The organism is Streptomyces sp. NBC_00086 (assembly GCF_026343255.1).
Classification (GTDB): Bacteria; Actinomycetota; Actinomycetes; order Streptomycetales; family Streptomycetaceae; genus Streptomyces.
Genome location: NZ_JAPELZ010000001.1, coordinates 5318225 through 5338579, shown reverse-complemented (window position 1 = coordinate 5338579; position 20355 = coordinate 5318225). Strand labels below are relative to the sequence as shown.

At 71.8% G+C, this 20355-nt stretch carries 17 protein-coding genes and 1 pseudogene; 12 read left to right on the top strand and 6 right to left on the bottom strand.

Annotated elements, in window-relative coordinates:
* Window positions 1–95: 95 nt before the first annotated feature.
* A pseudogene (locus tag OG276_RS24010) lies at window positions 96–973 on the top strand (SDR family NAD(P)-dependent oxidoreductase).
* A 114-nt stretch (window positions 974–1087) separates the two neighbouring features.
* Here OG276_RS24010 and OG276_RS24005 read toward each other — a convergent pair.
* Window positions 1088–1888, bottom strand: a complete 801-nt coding sequence (locus OG276_RS24005; RefSeq protein WP_266908606.1) for a phosphatase — start codon at window positions 1886–1888, stop codon at window positions 1088–1090.
* A 65-nt stretch (window positions 1889–1953) separates the two neighbouring features.
* Complete coding sequence (locus tag OG276_RS24000; RefSeq protein WP_266908604.1) at window positions 1954–2532, bottom strand: TetR/AcrR family transcriptional regulator; 579 nt, start codon at window positions 2530–2532, stop codon at window positions 1954–1956.
* A gap of 100 nt (window positions 2533–2632) precedes the next feature.
* Between OG276_RS24000 and OG276_RS23995 the strand changes: the two genes are divergently transcribed.
* From OG276_RS23995 to OG276_RS23970, 6 genes are all read left to right on the top strand, one after another.
* A complete protein-coding gene (locus OG276_RS23995; RefSeq protein ID WP_266908602.1) occupies window positions 2633–4249 on the top strand; it encodes a carboxyl transferase domain-containing protein in 1617 nt (538 codons plus the stop codon).
* Between the two features lie 16 nt (window positions 4250–4265).
* Window positions 4266–6356 (top strand): biotin carboxylase N-terminal domain-containing protein, encoded by a 2091-nt coding sequence (locus OG276_RS23990; protein WP_266908600.1) that lies wholly within the window; start codon window positions 4266–4268, stop codon window positions 6354–6356.
* On the top strand, window positions 6353–7285 hold the full coding sequence (locus tag OG276_RS23985; RefSeq protein ID WP_266908598.1) for a hydroxymethylglutaryl-CoA lyase: 933 nt from the start codon (window positions 6353–6355) through the stop codon (window positions 7283–7285). Before OG276_RS23990 ends, OG276_RS23985 begins: the two co-directional genes overlap by 4 nt.
* An 8-nt stretch (window positions 7286–7293) precedes the next feature.
* Entirely contained in the window at window positions 7294–8454 is a 1161-nt protein-coding gene (locus OG276_RS23980; protein WP_266908596.1) for an acyl-CoA dehydrogenase family protein, read from the top strand.
* Window positions 8455–8579: 125 nt separating this feature from the next.
* Window positions 8580–9617, top strand: coding sequence for an ABC transporter substrate-binding protein (locus tag OG276_RS23975; protein ID WP_266908594.1), 1038 nt, complete (start codon window positions 8580–8582; stop codon window positions 9615–9617).
* Between the two features lie 88 nt (window positions 9618–9705).
* Window positions 9706–10647 carry a siderophore-interacting protein gene (locus OG276_RS23970; protein ID WP_266908592.1) on the top strand — a complete coding sequence of 314 codons (942 nt, stop codon included), beginning with the start codon at window positions 9706–9708 and terminating at the stop codon, window positions 10645–10647.
* Between the two features lie 16 nt (window positions 10648–10663).
* On the opposite strand, the gene OG276_RS23965 is transcribed toward OG276_RS23970, so the two are convergent.
* Together OG276_RS23965 and OG276_RS23960 are read right to left on the bottom strand one after the other, a co-directional pair.
* Window positions 10664–11686 carry a hypothetical protein gene (locus tag OG276_RS23965; protein ID WP_266908590.1) on the bottom strand — a complete coding sequence of 341 codons (1023 nt, stop codon included), beginning with the start codon at window positions 11684–11686 and terminating at the stop codon, window positions 10664–10666.
* A gap of 66 nt (window positions 11687–11752) precedes the next feature.
* A complete protein-coding gene (locus tag OG276_RS23960) occupies window positions 11753–13357 on the bottom strand; it encodes a beta-N-acetylhexosaminidase (RefSeq protein WP_266908588.1) in 1605 nt (534 codons plus the stop codon).
* 52 nt (window positions 13358–13409) lie between these two features.
* Here OG276_RS23960 and OG276_RS23955 point away from each other — a divergent pair, with 52 nt between their 5' ends.
* The 3 genes from OG276_RS23955 to glmS all read left to right on the top strand — a co-directional run bounded on the left by OG276_RS23955 (window position 13410) and on the right by glmS (window position 16622).
* Window positions 13410–14357 carry a DUF4429 domain-containing protein gene (locus tag OG276_RS23955; protein ID WP_266908586.1) on the top strand — a complete coding sequence of 316 codons (948 nt, stop codon included), beginning with the start codon at window positions 13410–13412 and terminating at the stop codon, window positions 14355–14357.
* Window positions 14358–14464: 107 nt separating this feature from the next.
* A complete protein-coding gene (locus OG276_RS23950) occupies window positions 14465–14740 on the top strand; it encodes a hypothetical protein (protein ID WP_214951593.1) in 276 nt (91 codons plus the stop codon).
* A gap of 64 nt (window positions 14741–14804) precedes the next feature.
* Complete coding sequence (gene glmS, locus OG276_RS23945; protein WP_266908584.1) at window positions 14805–16622, top strand: glutamine--fructose-6-phosphate transaminase (isomerizing); 1818 nt, start codon at window positions 14805–14807, stop codon at window positions 16620–16622.
* A gap of 117 nt (window positions 16623–16739) precedes the next feature.
* On the opposite strand, the gene OG276_RS23940 is transcribed toward glmS, so the two are convergent.
* Together OG276_RS23940 and OG276_RS23935 are read right to left on the bottom strand one after the other, a co-directional pair.
* The gene (locus tag OG276_RS23940) at window positions 16740–17309 is read right to left on the bottom strand and encodes a GPR1/FUN34/YaaH family transporter (protein ID WP_266908582.1); all 570 of its coding nucleotides are present in this window, start codon (window positions 17307–17309) and stop codon (window positions 16740–16742) included.
* A gap of 99 nt (window positions 17310–17408) precedes the next feature.
* Window positions 17409–17939 (bottom strand): universal stress protein, encoded by a 531-nt coding sequence (locus OG276_RS23935; protein ID WP_214951587.1) that lies wholly within the window; start codon window positions 17937–17939, stop codon window positions 17409–17411.
* A 475-nt stretch (window positions 17940–18414) separates the two neighbouring features.
* Here OG276_RS23935 and OG276_RS23930 point away from each other — a divergent pair, with 475 nt between their 5' ends.
* A complete protein-coding gene (locus OG276_RS23930; RefSeq protein ID WP_266908580.1) occupies window positions 18415–18735 on the top strand; it encodes a hypothetical protein in 321 nt (106 codons plus the stop codon).
* Between the two features lie 376 nt (window positions 18736–19111).
* The gene (locus tag OG276_RS23925) at window positions 19112–20281 is read left to right on the top strand and encodes a helix-turn-helix domain-containing protein (protein ID WP_266908578.1); all 1170 of its coding nucleotides are present in this window, start codon (window positions 19112–19114) and stop codon (window positions 20279–20281) included.
* Window positions 20282–20355: the final 74 nt, after the last annotated feature.

Sequence of the window (20355 nt, the reverse complement as noted above, 5' to 3'; positions counted from 1 at the left end):
AGGGTACCGGTTGCGTGTACGCACACACAACGATAATCTGTGTGTGTACACGCGATGATTATTCACGTGCCGTCCGCCGCACCCTGGAGCCCGCCATGACCCCCTCCACCTCGTCGACCCCGCCGGCCTCTTCGCCCCGCAAGACCGTCCTCATCACGGGGACCTCCTCCGGCATCGGCCTCGCCGCGGCCGTGGGGGCCGCCGAGGCCGGCTGGCACACCGTCGCCACCATGCGCGACACCGGCCGCGCCGATGCCCTGCTCAAGGCCGCCGAGGAGGCCGGGGTCTCCGGCCTCGTCCAGGTCAAGCAGCTCGACGTCACCGACGCCGTGTCCGTCGCCGCCTGCGTGGCCGAGGTCGTCGCCGAGCACGGGCGGCTCGACGCGGTGGTGAACAACGCCGGGGCGGGGTCCGTGGGCACCGTCGAGCAGCAGGGCATGGAGCCGGTCCGCTCCGCGATGGAGGTCAACTACTTCGGCGTCGTCGAGCTGACCCGCGCGGCCCTCCCCCACCTGCGCGCCTCCGGCGGCCGGGTCATCACGGTCACCAGCGTCGGCGGAGTGATCGGCCAGCCCTTCAACGAGGCGTACTGCGCGGCCAAGTTCGCCGTCGAAGGGTTCATGGAATCGCTCGCGCCGGTCGCCGCGACCGTCGGCGTCGGGGTGACCGTCGTCGAACCGGGGGCCGTGGCCACCGAGTTCGTCGCCAGCCTGGGGCTCGACATCCCGGCGATGCTCGCCGATGCCGGGCCGTACGCCCCTGCGCTGCGGGCCTACGTCGAGCGCACGACGCAGTCGTACTCCGGCGCACAGACCTCCGCGGAGGCCGCCGCCCCGGTCGTCGCGGCGCTGACCGCCGAGCGGCCCCGTTCCGTGTCCAGACCTCGGACTGGGCCCGCGAGTTCGTCGCCCCCAAGCTCGCCGACCTCGAAGGCTCGGCCGTCCAGACCCTCACGGGCAGCTGGGTCCGCTGACCCGCCCCGCTCCGCCGGCCGCCGGGGCGGGAAAATCCAGCCCCGCCGGCGATTGAGGCGCGGGGCCCGGGTCCCCGGCAGCGGCGCCGCACCAGACGACCGACCCCGGAGGGGCTACAGCAGGCCCGCCGCCGCAAGCAGGTACGCGACCATCGGGTCGTAGTAGCGGGGGTCACGGACGTGGTCGTCCAGCGGCACCGCCACCTGAAGCGTGCCCTCGGCCTCGGCCAGGAACAGCGCGGGGTCGTTGCAGTCGGCGTACCCCACCGCATCCAGGCCCCGCTGCGCCGCACACCCCGCCCAGCCGTGGTCGGCGACGACCAGGTCGGGCTGCGGCCGCCCGTGGGCGGCCAGCGCGTCCAGGATCGCCGCCATCGGCTCCGGGGAGTGGGTGTGCCACAGCGTCGCCCCCCGCTCCAGCACCGCGACGTCCGCGAACTGCCACACCGAGCCCTCGTCGGCGACCAGCCCCGGCGGGATCACCACGATCTCGCAGCCCGCGGAGCGCAACGCGTCGGCGGTGGCCCGGTGCACGTCCAGCAGCCCGCCCGGATGCCCCGTGGCCAGCAGCACGCTCTGCCGGTCCAGCGCGGCCTTGCGCAACCGCGCGGCCATCCGGTCCAGCGCGGACACGGTCAGTTCGGGGTCGATGGTGTCCTGGCCGAAGCGGTGGGTCGCCTCGTCCACGACCCCGCAGCGCTCCGCCATCACCGCGAGCACGTCCTGCTCGTCCGTCCAGCGGTCGCCCAGCTCCAGGCCCAGCCAGTAGTGCCGGTCACCGTTGGCGAGCTTGCGGTAGTGGGAGAGGTTGTTCTCGCGCGGAGTCGCGACGTCCCCCGCGATCCGCGTGCGGACCAGGTGGTCGATGAGTTCGGCTCGACTGGGAACAGCTATCGGCTTCGGCATGCGGCCCATTCTGCCGCCGCCCGCCCGGAGCCGTCCCTTCCATCCCGCCCCCCGGACACCCCGGACGCGCCGCCTCATCCCGACAGCGCCCCGAAGGCCCCGTTCGCGAGCCGGCGCAGCAGCGACTCCGTCGCGTCCCGGCCGAGCGCCGCCAGGTGCGGGGTGGAGTTCAGCAGGCCGAAGACGGCGTGCACGGAGACGCGTACCTCCGCCTCGCCCACCTCGGGGTGCAGCTCCCGTACGACGTCGACCCACAGCTCGACGTACTTGCGCTGCAGCTGCCGTACGAGCTTGCGGTCGGCCTCGCGCAGCCGGTCCAGCTCCCGGTCGTGGAGGGTGATCAGCGCCCGGTCGTCGAGGGCGAAGTCGATGTGGCCGTCGACGAGGGAGGCCAGCACGCCGGACGGGTCACCGGCCGCCTCCTCCACCCTGCGGCGGCCGCCCGTGAGCAGCCGTTCGCTGATGCCGACGAGCAGCTCGGCGAGCATCGCGTCCTTGCCCGCGAAGTGCCGGTACAGGCCGGGGCCGCTGATGCCCACCGCGGCCCCTATCTCGTCCACGCCCACGCCGTGGAAACCGCGCTCGGCGAAGAGGCGCGCAGCCTCGCCGAGGATCTGCTCGCGCCGGGTCGGGGCGGCTGCTCTGGTGCTCATGGGAATCCATTCTAGACAGGGCCGTTAGCGGTCGTTAACCTAAGTCCCACATGCGTTAACGCTCATTAACAAGAGCGCACCGAGCAAGGGAGCTCGACCGATGCAGCAGGCACCAGTGCTGACGAGCGCCGCCGACCCGGCGTCCGATGCCTGGCGGGCCAACGAGGCCGCCCACCGTGAGCTCTCCGAGGGCCTGCGGGCCCGCCTGGAGGCGGCCCGGCTCGGCGGCGGGGAGAAGGCCCGCGCCCGCCACACCGCCCGCGGGAAGCTGCTGCCGCGCGACCGCGTGGACGCCCTCCTCGACCCCGGGTCCCCCTTCCTGGAGCTGGCCCCGCTGGCAGCCGAGGGGATGTACGGGGGCGCGGCCCCGGCCGCCGGGGTGATCGCCGGCATCGGCCGGGTCAGCGGCCGCGAGTGCGTCATCGTCGCGAACGACGCCACCGTCAAGGGCGGCACGTACTACCCGATGACCGTGAAGAAGCACCTGCGCGCCCAGGAGGTGGCCCTGGAGAATCGTCTCCCCTGCCTCTACCTGGTCGACTCGGGCGGCGCCTTCCTCCCCATGCAGGACGAGGTCTTCCCCGACCGGGACCACTTCGGCCGCATCTTCTACAACCAGGCCCGCATGTCGGGGGCCGGCATCCCGCAGATCGCCGCCGTCCTCGGCTCCTGCACGGCGGGCGGCGCGTACGTACCGGCCATGAGCGACGAGGCCGTCATCGTCCGCGGCCAGGGCACGATCTTCCTCGGCGGCCCGCCGCTGGTGAAGGCCGCCACCGGCGAGGTGGTCACGGCCGAGGAGCTGGGCGGCGGCGAGGTCCACTCCCGCACCTCCGGGGTCACCGACCACCTCGCGGAGGACGACGCCCACGCGCTGCGGATCGTACGGAACATCGTGGCGACCCTGCCCGAGCGCCGGGCCCTGCCCTGGTCGGTCGAGGCTCCGCAGGAGCCCAAGGTGGACCCGTACGGGCTGTACGGCGCGGTGCCGGTCGACTCCCGCACCCCCTACGACGCCCGCGAGATCATCGCCCGGATCGTGGACGGCTCCCGCTTCCAGGAGTTCAAGGCGGAGTTCGGGCAGACCCTGGTCACCGGCTTCGCCCGGATCCACGGGCACCCGGTCGGGATCGTCGCCAACAACGGCATCCTGTTCTCCGAGTCGGCCCAGAAGGGCGCGCACTTCATCGAGCTGTGCGACCAGCGCGGCATCCCGCTGCTCTTCCTCCAGAACATCTCCGGCTTCATGGTCGGCCGGGACTACGAGGCGGGCGGCATCGCCAAGCACGGCGCCAAGATGGTCACGGCCGTGGCCTGCACCCGGGTCCCGAAGCTCACGGTGGTGGTCGGCGGCTCGTACGGCGCGGGCAACTACTCCATGTGCGGGCGGGCCTACAGCCCCCGCTTCCTGTGGATGTGGCCCAACGCCAAGATCTCCGTGATGGGCGGCGAGCAGGCGGCCTCCGTCCTGGCGACGGTCAAGCGCGACCAGATCGAGGGCGCGGGCCAGGAGTGGCCGGCCGAGGACGAGGAGGCCTTCAAGGCCCCGGTCCGGGCGCAGTACGAGGAGCAGGGCAACGCCTACTACGCCACGGCGCGGCTGTGGGACGACGGGGTCATCGACCCGATGGAGACCCGGCAGGTGCTGGGACTGGCCCTGACCGCGTGCGCGAACGCCCCGCTGGGCGACTCGGGCTTCGGCATCTTCCGCATGTGACGTGAGGACCTCACTGATGTTCAGCACTGTTCTGGTCGCCAACCGGGGCGAGATCGCGGTCCGCGTCATCCGCACGCTGCGGGAGCTCGGCATCCGTTCCGTGGCCGTCTTCAGCGACGCCGACGCGGACGCCCGGCACGTACGGGAGGCCGACACGGCCGTCCGCATCGGCCCGGCGGCGGCCTCGATGAGCTACCTGTCGGTGGAGCGGCTGCTCGACGCGGCCCGCCGCACGGGCGCCGAGGCCGTCCACCCCGGCTACGGCTTCCTCGCGGAGAACGCCGCCTTCGCGGCCGCCTGCGCGGACGCGGGCCTGGCCTTCATCGGACCGCCCGCCTCGGCGATCTCCCTGATGGGCGACAAGATCCGCGCCAAGGAGACCGTCAAGGCCGCGGGCGTGCCCGTGGTCCCCGGCTCCTCGGGCAGCGGGCTGTCCGACGCCGAACTGGTCGCCGCCGCCGAGCAGATCGGCATGCCGGTCCTGCTGAAGCCCTCGGCGGGCGGCGGCGGCAAGGGCATGCGGCTCGTACGGGACTCCGCGCTGCTCGGCGAGGAGATCGCGGCGGCCCGCCGCGAGGCGAAGTCCTCCTTCGGCGACGACACCCTGCTCGTGGAGCGCTGGGTGGACCGGCCCCGGCACATCGAGATCCAGGTACTGGCGGACGCGCACGGGAACGTGGTCCACCTCGGGGAGCGCGAGTGCTCGCTCCAGCGGCGCCACCAGAAGGTGATCGAGGAGGCCCCGTCGGTCCTGCTGACGCCGGAGCTGCGGGCCTCGATGGGCGCGGCGGCGGTGGAGGCGGCCCGGTCCTGCGGGTACGTCGGCGCGGGCACGGTGGAGTTCATCGTCCCGGGCCACGACCCCGCCTCGTACTACTTCATGGAGATGAACACCCGGCTCCAGGTGGAGCACCCGGTCACCGAGCTCATCACGGGCCTGGACCTGGTGGAGCAGCAGCTCCGGGTCGCGGCGGGCGCGGAGCTGGGCTTCGGCCAGTCGGAGGTCCGGCTGACCGGGCACGCGATCGAGGCCCGCGTCTGCGCGGAGGACCCGGCGCGCGGGTTCCTGCCGTCCGGCGGCACGGTGCTGGCGCTGTCGGAGCCGTCCGGCGGCTCCGTCCGTACGGACTCCGGGCTGGCGGCGGGGGTCGACACCGGCTCCACGTACGACCCGATGCTGTCGAAGGTCATCGCCTACGGTCCCGACCGCGCCTCGGCGCTGCGTGTCCTGCGCGGCGCCCTCGCGGACACCGTGATCCTGGGCGTCCAGACCAACACGGGCTTCCTGCGCCGCCTGCTCGCGCACCCGGATGTGGTGTCGGGCGACCTGGACACGGGCCTGGTGGAGCGGGACCTGTCCCAGCTCCTCCCCGAGGGGGTCCCGGACGAGGTGTACGCGGCGGCGGCCCTGCTGGCCGGAGGTTCTTTCCCCCACCCCGCCCCTTCCCGAAACCCTGCCGGGGGCTGGGTCGACCCGTTCGACTCCGCCAACGGCTGGCGCCTGGGCGGCACCCCCGCCTGGACGGTCCAGCACTTCCGCCTCCCGGGCCAGGACCCGGTCACGGTCCGTACCCGGTCCGCCGGAACGGGCCCGGACACGGAGCTGCTGCTCGACGACGGCGCCCAGGCACATCCAGCCCCGCCGGCGTTTGAGGCGCGGGGTCCGGGGCGGAGCCCCAGCACCCCGGCCCGGGGCCGGATCGTGCACCTCACCCCCGAGCACCTCACGGTCGAACTGGACGGCGTCACCCACCGGTTCAGCCACGCCACCTCCCCGGAGGGGACCTGGCTAGGCCGAGACGGCGACTCCTGGCACGTACAGGCGCACGACCCGGTCGAGGCGAACCTCCGCGGCGCGGGCCGCGGCGGCGCAGACACCCTCGCCGCCCCCATGCCCGGCACCGTCACCGTCGTCAAGGTCGCCGTCGGCGAGAGGGTGACCGCCGGTCAGAGCCTGCTCGTCGTCGAGGCCATGAAGATGGAGCACGTCATCTCCGCCCCGCACGCCGGCACCGTCACCGAACTCGACGTCACCCCCGGCACCACGGTCGCCATGGACCAGGTCCTCGCCGTGGTCACTCCGGACGAGGAGGAGAAGGCCGAATGAACGGGCTTCCGATGAGCTTCCCGGACGAGGGCCTCCCGGCCCGGGTCCGGATCCACGAGGTGGGCGCCCGGGACGGGCTGCAGAACGAGAAGACGGCCGTCCCGACCCACGTGAAGGCCGAGTTCGTGCACCGGCTGGCCGCCGCGGGGCTCACCACCATCGAGGCGACCAGCTTCGTGCACCCCCGGTGGGTCCCCCAGCTGGCCGACGCCGACGAGCTGTTCCCGCTGCTCGCCGACGTGAAGGCCGCGCTGCCGGTCCTCGTCCCCAACGAGCGCGGCCTCGACCGCGCGCTCGCCCTCGGGGCCACCCGGATCGCCGTGTTCGGTTCGGCCACCGAGACCTTCGCCGCCCGCAACCTCAACCGGACCGTCGCCGAGTCCCTCGCGATGTTCGAGCCCGTCGTGGCCCGCGCCAAGGAGCACGGGGCGCACGTCCGCGGCTACCTCTCCATGTGCTTCGGCGACCCCTGGGAAGGGCCGGTACCGGTCCACCAGGTGGTCGGCGTCGCCAAGGCCCTCCTGGACCTCGGCTGTGACGAGCTGAGCCTCGGCGACACCATCGGCGTCGCCACCCCGGGGCACGTGCGGGCCCTCCTCTGCGCGCTCAACGCGGAGGGCGTGGGCACCGACCGGATCGGCGTGCACTTCCACGACACCTACGGCCAGGCCCTGTCCAACACCCTCGCCGCGCTCCGGCACGGCGTGAGCACCGTCGACGCCTCCGCGGGCGGCCTCGGCGGATGCCCGTACGCCAAGAGCGCCACCGGCAATCTCGCGACCGAGGACCTCGTCTGGATGCTCGACGGCCTCGGCATCGAGACCGGGGTCGATCTGGCCGCCCTCACCGCCACGAGCGTGTGGATGGCCGAACAGCTGGGGCGTCCCAGCCCCTCCCGTACCGTCCGCGCCCTCTCCCACAAGGAGTAACGAAGACCATGGCCCTCGACCACCGGCTCACCCCCGAGCACGAGGAACTCCGCCGCACCGTCGAGGCGTTCGCGCACGATGTGGTGGCGCCCAAGATCGGCGATCTGTACGAGCGGCACGAGTTCCCGTACGAGATCGTCCGCGAGATGGGCCGCATGGGCCTGTTCGGCCTGCCCTTCCCCGAGGAGTACGGCGGCATGGGCGGCGACTACCTCGCCCTCGGCATCGCCCTGGAGGAGCTGGCCCGCGTCGACTCCTCGGTCGCCATCACCCTGGAGGCCGGCGTCTCGCTCGGCGCGATGCCGCTGTACCTCTTCGGCACCGAGGAGCAGAAGCGGCAGTGGCTGCCGAAGATGTGCTCCGGCGAGATCCTCGGCGCCTTCGGCCTGACCGAGCCGGGGGCCGGCTCCGACGCGGGCGGCACCCGTACGACCGCCGTCCGGGACGGCGACGAGTGGGTGATCAACGGCTCCAAGTGCTTCATCACCAACTCCGGTACGGACATCACCGGCCTGGTCACCGTCACCGCCGTGACGGGCCGCAAGGCCGACGGACGCCCCGAGATCTCCTCGATCATCGTCCCGTCGGGCACCCCCGGCTTCACCGTGGCCGCCCCCTACTCCAAGGTGGGCTGGAACTCCTCGGACACCCGCGAGCTGTCCTTCGACGGCGTCCGGGTCCCCCTCGCCAACCTGGTCGGCGAAGAGGGCCGCGGCTACGCCCAGTTCCTGCGGATCCTCGACGAGGGCCGGGTCGCCATCTCCGCGCTCGCGACGGGCCTGGCCCAGGGCTGTGTGGACGAATCGGTGAAGTACGCCAAGGAGCGGCACGCCTTCGGCAAGGCGATCGGCGACAACCAGGCCATCCAGTTCAAGCTGGCGGACATGGAGATGCGCGCCCACATGGCCCGGATCGGCTGGCGCGACGCGGCCTCCCGCCTCGTGGCCGGGGAGCCCTTCAAGAAGGAGGCGGCCATCGCGAAGCTGTACTCCTCGACGGTGGCGGTCGACAACGCGCGCGATGCCACGCAGATCCACGGCGGCTACGGGTTCATGAACGAGTACCCGGTGGCCCGCATGTGGCGCGATTCGAAGATCCTGGAGATCGGCGAGGGCACGAGCGAGGTGCAGCGCATGCTGATCGCCCGTGAGCTGGGGCTTTCCGCCTAACGGCAGTCGGTGGTGCGGTACGGGGCCCTCCATGTGGAGGGCCCTTTATCGTTCTCAGCCAAGGTTAGGCTAACCTTCCTCTCGAACGCACGAGCCACCCAGTACGCACGAAAGTGGACATCGCCATGCCCAAGTCCCGCTCCTCCCTCCTCACCCGCCGCGGTCTCATCGCGGCAGGCGGCGCCCTCGGCCTCGTGGCCGCGCTCACCGCCTGCGGTGGCAGCGACTCCGCGAAGGACGGATCGGGCGACAAGGGCACGGGCGCCGCGTCGGGCGCGTGGAGCTTCAAGGACGACATGGGCAAGGACGTCACCGCCAAGTCCACGCCGAAGAACATCGTCGCCTTCACCGGCACCGCGGCCGCGCTCCACGACTACGGAGTGGGCGTCAAGGGCGTGTTCGGCCCGACGAAGACCGCCGACGGCAAGGCCGACGTGCAGGCCGGCTCGATGGACATCTCCAAGGTCGAGATCATCGGCAACGTCTACGACGAGTTCAACGTCGAGAAGTACGCAGCCCTGCAGCCCGACCTCCTGGTGACCAACACCTGGGAGAAGGGCAGCTACTGGTACCTGCCGGAAGCCTCCAAGGACAAGATCCTGAAGCTGGCCCCGGCCGCCGCGATCGGCGTGGGCGGCGACGTCACGATGGACAAGGCCCTGGCCCGCACCGCGGATCTCGCGAAGTCCCTGGGCGCCGACCTGAACGACAAGAAGACCGTCGACGCCAAGGCCCGCTTCGAGGCCGCCTCCGCGAAGCTCCGCGAGGCCACCAAGGCGAACCCGGGCATCAAGGTGCTCGTCGGTTCCGGCGCCGCGGACCTGTTCTACGTCTCCACCCCGGCCACCTCCGCCGACCTGAAGTACTTCCAGTCGCTCGGCGTCGAGTTCGTCGTCCCGGACAAGGTCGAGGGCGGCTTCTTCGAGAGCCTCAGCTGGGAGAACGCCGGCAAGTACAAGGCCGACGTGATCCTCCTCGACAACCGCACCGGCACCCTCCAGCCGGAGGAGCTGAAGGCCAAGCCGACCTGGGCCGAGATGCCGGCCGTCAAGGCCGGTCAGATCACCCCCCGCGTGACCGAGCCGATCTACTCCTACGAGAAGTGCGCGCAGATCGTCGAAGAGCTCACCAAGGCCATCCAGAACGCCAAGAAGGTCAGCTGACCCCTGGCCGTCCGGCCCCGGCGCCTCACCCAGGCGCCGGGGCCTTCTGCTTCGCCCGTCATCGCCGATCCCAGGGGGGACCCTCCGCATGACCGCCAACGCCAACGCCAGCACCGCCGCCGCCACCACCGCGCCCGCGCCCGCGCCCGAAGCCGAGATCCCCCACTTCCGGTTCTTCGAGCTCGAAGTGCTCCGCACGCGCCGCCTCGGCCGCTCCTTCCTGCGGATCACCTTCGGCGGCGCCTCCCTGACGGACTTCCGCTCGGGCGGCTACGACCAGAGCCTGTCCCTCTTCCTGCCGCCCGCCGGCCGGGAGCACACGGTGCTGCCGTCCACCGGCGAGGACACCTGGTTCGGCGACTGGCGTGCGATGCCGGACGAGGAGCGCCCGGTGATGCGCTCGTACACGGTCCGCGAGCAGCGCCGTACCCCCGCGGGCGTGGACGAGGTGGACATCGACTTCGTCCTGCACGGCACCACCTCCCCCGCCTCGTCCTGGGCGGGCCGCGCGGTGACCGGCCGCCGGATCATGGCCATCGGCCCGGCCGTCGCGGAGAACAAGTCCGTACGCTTCCAGCCGCCGGCCGCCACCGACGCGATCCTGATGTACGCCGACGAGACCGCCCTGCCCGCGGCCTCCGCGATCCTGGACCGGCTCCCCGAGGGCACCCCGGTCAGGGCCTGGTTCGAGGTCCCGCACGAGGACGACCGGCTGTACCTGCCGACGTCCGCCGACGCGGACATCACCTGGGTGGTCCGGGAGCCGGGCACCGGCCCGGAACGCACCGACCGGGTGCTGGAGGCCCTCCGGGCGGCCGAACGGCCCGCCGCCGGAGCCCCGTACGCCTGGATCGCGGGCGAGTCCGCGACGATCCGCGCGGTCCGCAGGCACTTCGTCCAGGACTGCGGCGTCGACCGGCGCGCGGTCCGCTTCACCGGATACTGGCGGCTCGGCGCGAGCGAGGAACAGCTCCTCGCGGAGGCCTACGCGGGCCGGGCCCCCGACGAGGACCCGACCGCGGCGCTCTAGCCCCAGCTCCGGTTCCTCACGCGCGCGCCCACCCCTTGTCCGGAGCCACCTTGCCGAACCAGCCGGCGGTCTCCTCCGCGCCGAGCACCCGCTCCAGCACCAGGTCGCCGTGCATGCCGGGGAAGAACCGCCCCGCCTCCCAGCTCCGCCGGTACGGGGACGGGTCCAGGACGAGCAGCCGGACGCCGTCCACGACGGCGATGTCGGTCGGGGTGCCCTCGTTGAAGATCCAGATCCCGTCCGCACCGACCAGGTTGAACGCCCCGGTCGTCGGGACCATCCCGTCGGCGTCCCGGCACACGGCGACCTCCCGCGCCGACGGGGCCTCGCCCGGCACGTGGTTGCCGCCGGTGAGCACGCCCGCGAGCAGGGTGTGCAGCTGGAAGTTGTCACCGATTCCGCTCATGCGCAGGGCGAAGCCGGTCCCGCTCTCGCGGTGCAGGACGATGAGCGGCTCGTCGTCCAGCACCCGCAGGGCGTACGTCAGGCACTTGAACGCGTCGCCCGAGGCCTCCGTCACCCGCTCCACGCGGGCGAGCAGCTCCGCCTTGCCCTCCACCGTCCGGCGCACGGCCGCCGTGCCCAGCACGGCGACGGCCGCCATCTCCCATTCCGGCAGCGAGAACCAGCCCACCGCGAGGTCGTGCCCCACCCGCTCGGCGATCTCGTCGGTGTGCTCGCCCTCGGGGCCCGGCAGTTCCCCGCCGCCCGTCTCCGCCCAGCGCGCGCAGAATTCAAGGGCGACCGCGAACGCCTCCGTGGCCCCGGTGAGGATCCCCGGCGCGCAGACGACCGGGTCCGCGCCCCGCTCCACGCACGCCCCGACGATCACCCCGACCGTGGCCCTCGGCCCGGGCGGGATCTCCCCGAGCAGCGCCGCCAGCCGGGGTCCCGCCTCCCGGTACTCGGCGTCCCCGGCCTTGCCGGCCACCCGAAGGAGCTTCGCGAACGCCCGTTCCGATACCGGCGCGTCCTGCGCGCGCACGGCCTTCTCGAACTGCTCCACGACGCCCGGGAGCTTCCTGCCTCGGAATATCACCCGCACATCCTGCAGCACCGTCCGATCCAGGGGGTCAGGCAGGTGGTGCCCCGTTCCGGCGGGCCGTCACGGGCCCCACGGCACGTCCGGCGCCCGGAAGAAGGTGACGTCCTGGGCGTCCAGCCGCGGGCCCTGGGCGGCCAGGCGCAGCCGGTACGAGGTCCAGTCGCGGCCGGCGGCCGGGGACCAGCCCAGCTCCGCCAGCCCCAGTACGCGCGGGAAGGCCATCAGCTCCCAGTCCCCCCGCGTCGCGATGGTCTCCGTCCACAGCGGGGCCTCCACCCCGAGGACCGAAGACTCCGGGAGGCCCGTCATATAGGTCCCCGGGTCCCAGTCGTAGGCGCGGCGCACCGGCACGTACCCGGCCCAGGCCAGACCCGGCTTCGTCTCCTTGTCGTACTTCATGTCCAGGTAGAGCCGGTCCGCCGGGGACAGGATCACCGGGCTGCCGGCCTTGGCGGCCGCGGCCACCGCCGCCTTCTCGGGGGCCGCCGTGCGGTCGTGTCCCCAGTACTGGAGCACCGCTCCCGGGGCCGGGCGGGCCGTCGCGAGCTGGTGCCAGGCCACCACCGTCTTGCCGTGCTTCGCCACGACCGCCTGGGCGCGGTCCATGAAGGCCGCGTAGTCCGCGGCGGGCGTGGAGTGCGCTTCGTCGCCGCCGATGTGCAGGTACTTGCCGGGGGTCAGCTCCGCGAGCTCCCCCAGCACCTGGTCGATGAACTCGTAGGTCCGCTCCTTGCCCACGCACAGCGAGCTGAAGCCGACCTTGATCCCGGTGTAGTGCTCGCGCGCCTTGCCGTCGCAGTTCAGCTCGGCGTAGGCGGCCTGTGCGGCGTTCACGTGGCCGGGCATGTCGATCTCCGGGACCACGTCCACGTACCGCTCCGAGGCGTACGCCACCAGGTCCCGGTACTCGTCCTTCGTCCAGTGCCCGCCGGGTCCGCCGCCGACCTCGCTCGCGCCCCCGTGCTCCGCGAGCCCGGGCCAGGAGTCGATCGCGATGCGCCAGCCCTGGTCGTCGGTCAGGTGCAGGTGCAGGGTGTTGACCTTGTACTGCGCGAGCTGGTCGACGTACCGCTTGACCTGCTCCACCGTGAAGAAGTGGCGGGCCACGTCCACCATCGCCCCCCGGTACGCGAAGCGCGGCGCGTCGGTGACCGTGCCGCCCGGCACCGTCCCCGGACCGGACACCGGCAGGAGCTGGCGCAGCGTCTGGCCGGCGTGGAAGAGCCCCGCGGGCGTGCGGGCGGTGAGGGTGACCCCGCCGGGCCCGGACTCCAGCCGGTAGCCCTCCTCCCCCGCGCCCTCGGCCCGTTCGTCGATCCGCAGCCGGATCCCGTCGCCCTCCACTCCGTCGACCACGGGCAGCGGCAGCCCGCTGGGGCCGCGCAACTGCTCGGCGAGGAGTTCGCCGACCCTGCGGACCGCCTCGTCGTCGGTCAGGCCGGTACGGATGACCGTGCCCGGACCGAAGGCGTAGCCCGGGCCTTCGGCGTGCGCGGAAACGGGAGCCGGCAGGAGCCGTTCGTAGGGCGCGAGCACGACGGGGGGCTCGGAAGCTGCTCGACGGGGTCGGGCGTCGTCCCCCCTCGCGGCGCTGCTGCAGGAGGCGGCCGCGGGGACGGCGGCGAGGACGAGGAGGGCGGCGAGCATGCGTCGCGGGACTCTCATGGGCCTAGGTATAGGCCAACCGGGCTCGTGGGGCCGGTGCAAGAATCCAAGGATGGCGGAAATCATCCAGAAGGACGGCACATGGACCTTCGACGGGGACGCGGTGCGCATCGTGCCGGGCCGCGACAAGGGGGTGAGCCTGCTGCGCCAGACGCTGGGCGAGGTGCTCGTCCCGCTGCGCGCGCTGGCCGGCATCTCCTTCGAACCGGGGCGCCAGGCGGGCCGGCTGCGCCTGCGGCTGCGTGACGGCGCGGACCCGCTGCTCCAGGTGACGGGCGGCCGGCTGCCGGAGGCCTCCGATCCGTACCGGCTGACCGTGGAACCGGACCGCGGCGGGGTGGCGGAGTACTTCGTGGACGAGGTCCGCAACGCCCTGCTTCTGGACCAGGTGGATGCCGGGTCCGCCGACTCCTACCTCCTGCCGGGCCCCGCGGTGCCGATCACGGTCGACGCGGGCGAGGGGACCGTGGCCTTCGACGGGGACCGGGTGTCCCTGGAGTGGAACTGGATGGCGGAGGAGGCGAAACGGTCCGGCGGAGTCCGGGAGTTCCGGGTCGCGGACCTGCGGTCGGTGGAGTGGGCCCCGGCCCGGGGGCTGACGAACGGGTTGATCCGCTTCGCCCTGGCGGGCGCCCCCGCCCAGAGCGCCCCGCCGAAGTACGACCCGTACACGGTGGAGCTGTACGGCTCCAAGAAGTCCCACCTGATGGCGCTGGTCGCGGCTGCCGTGGTGGTCCGCATGCCCCACCCGGCGGCACCCGCGCCCGGGCCCGAGCCCCTGCCCTCGCTTCCGCTCCCGCTCCCGCTCCCGCTCCCGCCCGGGACCCTCCCGGCCCCTGCTCCGGCTGCCGCCCCGGCTCCGGCCGCCGGCACCGCCCCGGCAACCGACCACGACTCCCTGCTGCGCCGGCTGCGCGAGCTGGGAGAGCTGCACCAGGCGGGGATCCTCACGGCCGAGGAGTTCTCGACGGCGAAAGCGGCGATTTTGGGTCGTTTCTGAGCATCTAGTACCGGAATTCACCCCTCCCCTGGTCCAGACCAGCGCGATCCTGCCCGATTTCGGGCAGGATTTTTGCGTTCTGCGGCCGGTACCGCCAATATCGACGGATGCCCGACCGCCGCCCGTCGCACGACGACCTCGTCGACCACTTGGTGCGCAGCACCTCGCTCCAGCGGGGCGAAGCCGCCCGAGTGGTACTCGACGTCCTCGCGTACTTCGACGAGAGCACCGAGGAGTTCGTCCGTCGGCGCCACCGTGAGCTCCAGTCCGGGGGCGCGGTCAACGCGGACATCTTCGAGCGGATCGCGGCCGAACTGCCGCACCGCGCCGTGGCACCGCCGGAGCTCTCGCTCCGGCAACTGCGCCGCATCGTCTACGGCTGAGCACCACCCGCCGGGGATCCGGACAGCGGCAAGAGCAACCGAACTTCAGGAGGGGAAAGACCTTATGTGCGGAATCGTGGGTTACATCGGCAAGCGTGACGTGGCACCGCTGCTTCTGGAGGGCCTGCAGCGACTGGAGTACCGCGGCTACGACTCCGCGGGCATCGTCGTCAACAGCCCGAAGGCGGCGGCCCTGAAGGTCGTCAAGGCCAAGGGCCGCGTGCGCGAGCTGGAGTCCCGGGTACCCAAGCGCTTCGCCGGCACCACCGGCATCGCCCACACCCGCTGGGCCACCCACGGCGCCCCGAGCGACCTCAACTCCCACCCGCACCTGGACGCCGACAACAAGGTCGCCGTCGTCCACAACGGCATCGTCGACAACGCCTCCGAGCTGCGCGCCAAGCTGGAGGCCGACGGGGTCGCCTTCCTCTCGGAGACCGACACCGAGGTGCTCGTCCACCTCATCGCCCGCGCCCAGGCCGACACCCTGGAGGAGAAGGTCCGCGAGGCGCTCAAGGTCGTCGAGGGCACCTACGGCATCGCCGTCATGCACGCCGACTTCCCCGACCGCATCGTCGTGGCCCGCAACGGCTCCCCGGTCGTCCTCGGCATCGGCGAGAAGGAGATGTTCGTCGCCTCGGACATCGCCGCGCTCGTCTCGCACACCCGCCAGATCGTCACCCTCGACGACGGCGAGATGGCGACCCTGAAGGCCGACGACTTCCGGACCTACACCACCTCCGGTACGACGACCACCGCCACGCCCGAGACCGTGGAGTGGGAGGCCGCCTCCTACGACATGGGCGGCCACGACACGTACATGCACAAGGAGATCTCCGAGCAGGCCGACGCCGTCGACCGCGTCCTGCGCGGCCGGATCGACGACCGCTTCAGCACCGTCCACCTGGGCGGCCTGAACCTGGACCCGCGCGAGGCGCGCGGCATCCGCCGGGTCAAGATCCTGGGCTGCGGCACCTCGTACCACGCCGGCCTGATCGGTGCGGGCCTCATCGAGAGCCTGGCCCGCATCCCCGCCGACGCCGAGCCGGCCTCGGAGTTCCGCTACCGCAACCCGGTCGTGGACCCCGACACCCTCTACATCGCGGTCTCCCAGTCCGGTGAGACGTACGACGTGCTCGCGGCCGTGCAGGAGCTCAAGCGCAAGGGCGCCCGCGTCCTCGGCGTGGTCAACGTGGTCGGCTCCGCGATCGCCCGCGCCGCCGACGGCGGCGTGTACGTGCACGCCGGCCCCGAGGTCTGCGTCGTCTCCACCAAGTGCTTCACCAACACGGTCGTGGCCTTCGCGCTGCTCGCCGTGCACCTGGGCCGCATCCGCGACCTGTCCGTCACCGACGGCAAGCGGATCATCGACGGCCTGCGCAAGCTGCCCGCGCAGATCCAGGAGATCCTGGACGGCGAGGAGGACATCAAGAAGCTGGCCGCGGAGTACGCCGAGGCCAAGTCGATGATGTTCATCGGCCGCGTCCGGGGCTACCCGGTGGCCCTGGAGGCCTCCCTGAAGCTCAAGGAGATCTCCTACATCCACGCCGAGGCCTACCCGGCCTCCGAGCTCAAGCACGGTCCGCTCGCCCTCATCGAGCCCTCGCTGCCGACGGTCGCGATCGTCCCGGACGACGACCTGCTGGAGAAGAACCGCGCCGCGCTCGAAGAGATCAAGGCCCGCAGTGGCCGGATCCTGGCGGTCGCCCACACCAAGCAGGAGAAGGCCGACCACACGATCCTCGTGCCCAAGAACGAGGACGAGCTGGACCCGATCCTGATGGGCATCCCGCTGCAGCTGCTGGCGTACCACACGGCCCTGGCCATGGGCCGCGACATCGACAAGCCGCGCAACCTGGCGAAGTCCGTCACCGTCGAGTAGGTCGCGCAGACCTTGTAGGTCACACGCGCACGAGGAAGGCCCCCGGGGATCCCCCGGGGGCCTTTTCGTACGGTGCGCGTCGTGCGCCGTACGTCCTACGTGGTGCTGCGTGGTCCGTCAGCTCGCGGCGACCGCGCCGCGACGCGAACCCTTCCCGAAGGCCATCGGCCAGCTCGCCAGCGCCGCGGTGGCCCCGTACCAGGCCAGCAGTCCGGCGAGCGCCGCCACCCAGCCGGCCGCCTTGGCCAGCCCGTCGCTCTCGGCGAAGGTGCCTATCGCCAGGAGCAGCAGGGAGAGGGTGAACAGGCCGTACACGCCCTGCCCGAACAGCCCGCCCGAGGCCGCGGCGGTGAGGGTCAGTGCCAGCATGGCGAACAGCACGAGGAACATTCCGGCCGCGTCTGCCGAAACCTTTCCGTCGGCCCCGTTGGCCCAGATGAACCAGAAGGTGCCGAGGCCCGCGAAGGCCGTGCCGTTGAAGCCGTTGCCGCCGCGGTACTCGAGGACTCCGAGGACGAACAGCGCGAGGCCGCCGAGGTACATGGCGAGCGACACGGAGTTGGCCGCGGTCACACCGTCGATGATGCCGGTGGTACCGATACCGAACGCGAGAAGGGTGAGACCCAGGGCGATGTGCCCGAGGGTCGAAGTCGAGGCCGTGCTTCCCGCAGAGACACCATTGTCCACGGCGGGCTCCCTTCGATCTGCAGTTGTTTGCTGCGTCCCAGCAGCCTTTATCTACCCCTTACATGGGGGTGCACAACCGCACAATCGACATACAGTCGGTTACGGGATGACAACGACCGGTCGCTGCGCCCGCTTCGCCAGCCGGCCCGCCACCGATCCGAAGATCCGGCCGACGATGCCGTGCGTGGAGCCGACCACGATGGCGTCCGCCGAGTACTCCCGGCCGACCTCCTCCAGCTCGTGGCAGATGTCCCCGCCCCGCTCGACGAGGATCCACGGAACCTCGGAGAGGTAGTCCGCGCAGGCCAGCTCCAGCCCCAGCACCTCGGTGCGGTGGTCCGGCACGTCCACGAAGACCGGCGGCTCACAGCCCGCCCACACGGTGGTGGGCAGCCGGTTCGCGACATGGACGATGATCAGACCGGAGCCTGAGCGACGCGCCATCCCGATCGCGTACGCGAGGGCGCGCTCACTGGACGTGGATCCGTCGAAGCCCACCACGACCCCGTGCCGGAAGGCCGGGTCGCAGGGATGACGTGGTTGTTCCACCGCGCGCAGGTCGGCCGATTCGGGGTCGGCGAGGCGTTTGCGCTTACGGTCCGCGGGTTCGGAGAATTCGTGACCGGCCATGGGTGTCTCGGCGAAGAGGTCCTCAGGGGAAGGGACAAGGGGGCGGGGCGCCAGTAGGCGGAAGCGACGATTCAAGCGGGACGATTCCAGAAAACGACAACTCAGTGTGACCGAGCTCTGTCCGGGAAGCATCTTCCCAAGCCCATACCCACCAGGGTACGGCGACACTCCTGTGCTGCACAGGTCATGCCGCCCTTGGAGAGCGTCCCAGGGAGCATGCCGCAGCCACGCCTCCTTGGCAATGTCCGCTGCCCCCTACAGCCAGTGACCAGGAGCACCCCATCGGGTGTGCGCCACCCGTGCGCGCAGTGACCGAGCCGCGCCGCACGCCGTTGGACAGGAGTCCGACCGTCCAGGAAGAGCCCGCAGGGAGCACGCCGTGCCCGGTCATCCGGTTCACCCCGTCCAGCCCGCTCAGTCGCCCGCTCAGCCGACGCAGTCCGTCCACACGCCACCCCCTCCCCTTCACTCGTCCGTGCAGGCCGCTCGGCGACCCCACGGGGACCCCGCGGGTGACGTGGTGCGATGGGCCGCCTTCAGCTGCCTGCTCGTCCCCGTGGTCCTCGTCGTCTACGGGACCTCCTTCGGCGGGGCCGCCGTCGCCACCCTGGGCCTCGCCGCCGTCACGGCGGCCTGCCGGGTGCTGCTGCGCCACTCCGAGCGGACGGAGCGCAGTGCCGCCCGGATCCTCGCGGAGGACCGATTGACGCCCTCGCATCGGGGCCGGCACTCGCGCGCCGGGGCCGGGGGCCAGCGCGGATGTCAGGTTTCCTCTGGGATGTCCCCTCAAGACTGACTTATTCGCACATCCACACCCGCATGTTTTCAGCCAACTTCCCGGCAGGTCACCCCCCTTGCCGGAATGTCCCCCCACCCCCCTCACCATCAGCGACTACGGCGCCACAGGGGGTCTTTGACCCTACGAGTACTGGCCATGGCCGGACAGTGCGCTTTCCACCCGGGTAGCGGAGTGGAACGCTTCCTGATCGAATGCTTTTCGCCAAGTTGCCAAGTCGACATAGCGCTGCGTGCTGAACTTGTCACGCCGACACCACGGGACGCAGTAGATTCGATCATGTATTTACGGCGGGGGAGCCACGTGCAAGGCCGAGGGGATACGTGCAGGTGCGACCAGACCAAGGAGTCGCGACACCCAAGGGGGGCTTAGCGCCATGAGCCAGGATTCCACCGCCGTCGTCGTAGACGGCAGGAAGCTCGCGGGGCGTCGCCGCAGGGAGATCGTCGCGGTGCTGCTCTTCAGCGGCGGACCGATCTTCGAGAGCTCCATTCCACTTTCCGTGTTCGGCATTGACCGGCAGGACGCGGGAGTTCCACGCTACCGATTGCTCGTGTGCGCCGGTGAGGACGGTCCGCTGAGGACCACCGGCGGACTCGAACTGACCGCGCCATACGGGCTGGAGGCGATCGCCCGGGCAGGCACGGTCGTCGTTCCCGCGTGGCGTTCCATCACCTCGCCTCCGCCGCCGGAGGCGCTCGAAGCGCTGCGTTTGGCGCACGAGGAGGGGGCCCGGATCGTCGGACTGTGCACGGGGGCATTCGTGCTCGCCGCCGCCGGTCTGCTGGACGGCCGGCCCGCGACGACGCACTGGATGTACGCGCCGACGCTGGCCAAGCGCTACCCGTCCGTCCACGTCGATCCGCGCGAGCTGTTCGTCGACGACGGCGACGTGCTGACGTCCGCGGGCACCGCGGCCGGAATCGATCTGTGCCTGCACATCGTGCGCACGGACCACGGCAGCGAGGCGGCGGGAGCACTGGCCCGCAGGCTCGTCGTCCCGCCGCGCCGCACGGGTGGCCAGGAACGCTACCTCGACCGGTCGCTGCCGGAAGAGATCGGCGCCGACCCGCTGGCCGAGGTCGTCGCCTGGGCCCTGGAGCACCTCCACGAGCAGTTCGACGTGGAGACGCTGGCGGCGCGCGCCTACATGAGCAGGCGCACGTTCGACCGGCGGTTCCGCTCGCTCACCGGCAGTGCGCCGCTGCAGTGGCTGATCACCCAGCGGGTGCTTCAGGCGCAGCGGCTGCTGGAGACCTCCGACTACTCGGTCGACGAGGTCGCCGGACGCTGCGGGTTCCGCTCGCCGGTCGCGCTGCGCGGGCACTTCCGCCGCCAGCTGGGGTCCTCCCCGGCCGCCTACCGCTCCGCCTACCGGGCCCGCCGCCCGCAGGCCGACGTGGTCCAGGTGGCTCAGCTGTCGGATTCGCCGGTCCCGCACCAGCGCACTCCGCAGCCGCAGCGGGCGGCCGCGGCCCTGGCCGCTTCCGGTCCCACGGTGACGGAGCTGTACGCCCCGGGCCGGGTGCTGCGCGAGCACGCGTAACAGAGGTCCCGGGAAGGTCCCCCGCAGCAGTGGTCACCTCGGTGGTCACCGTTGCGGGGGACCTTCCGCATAAG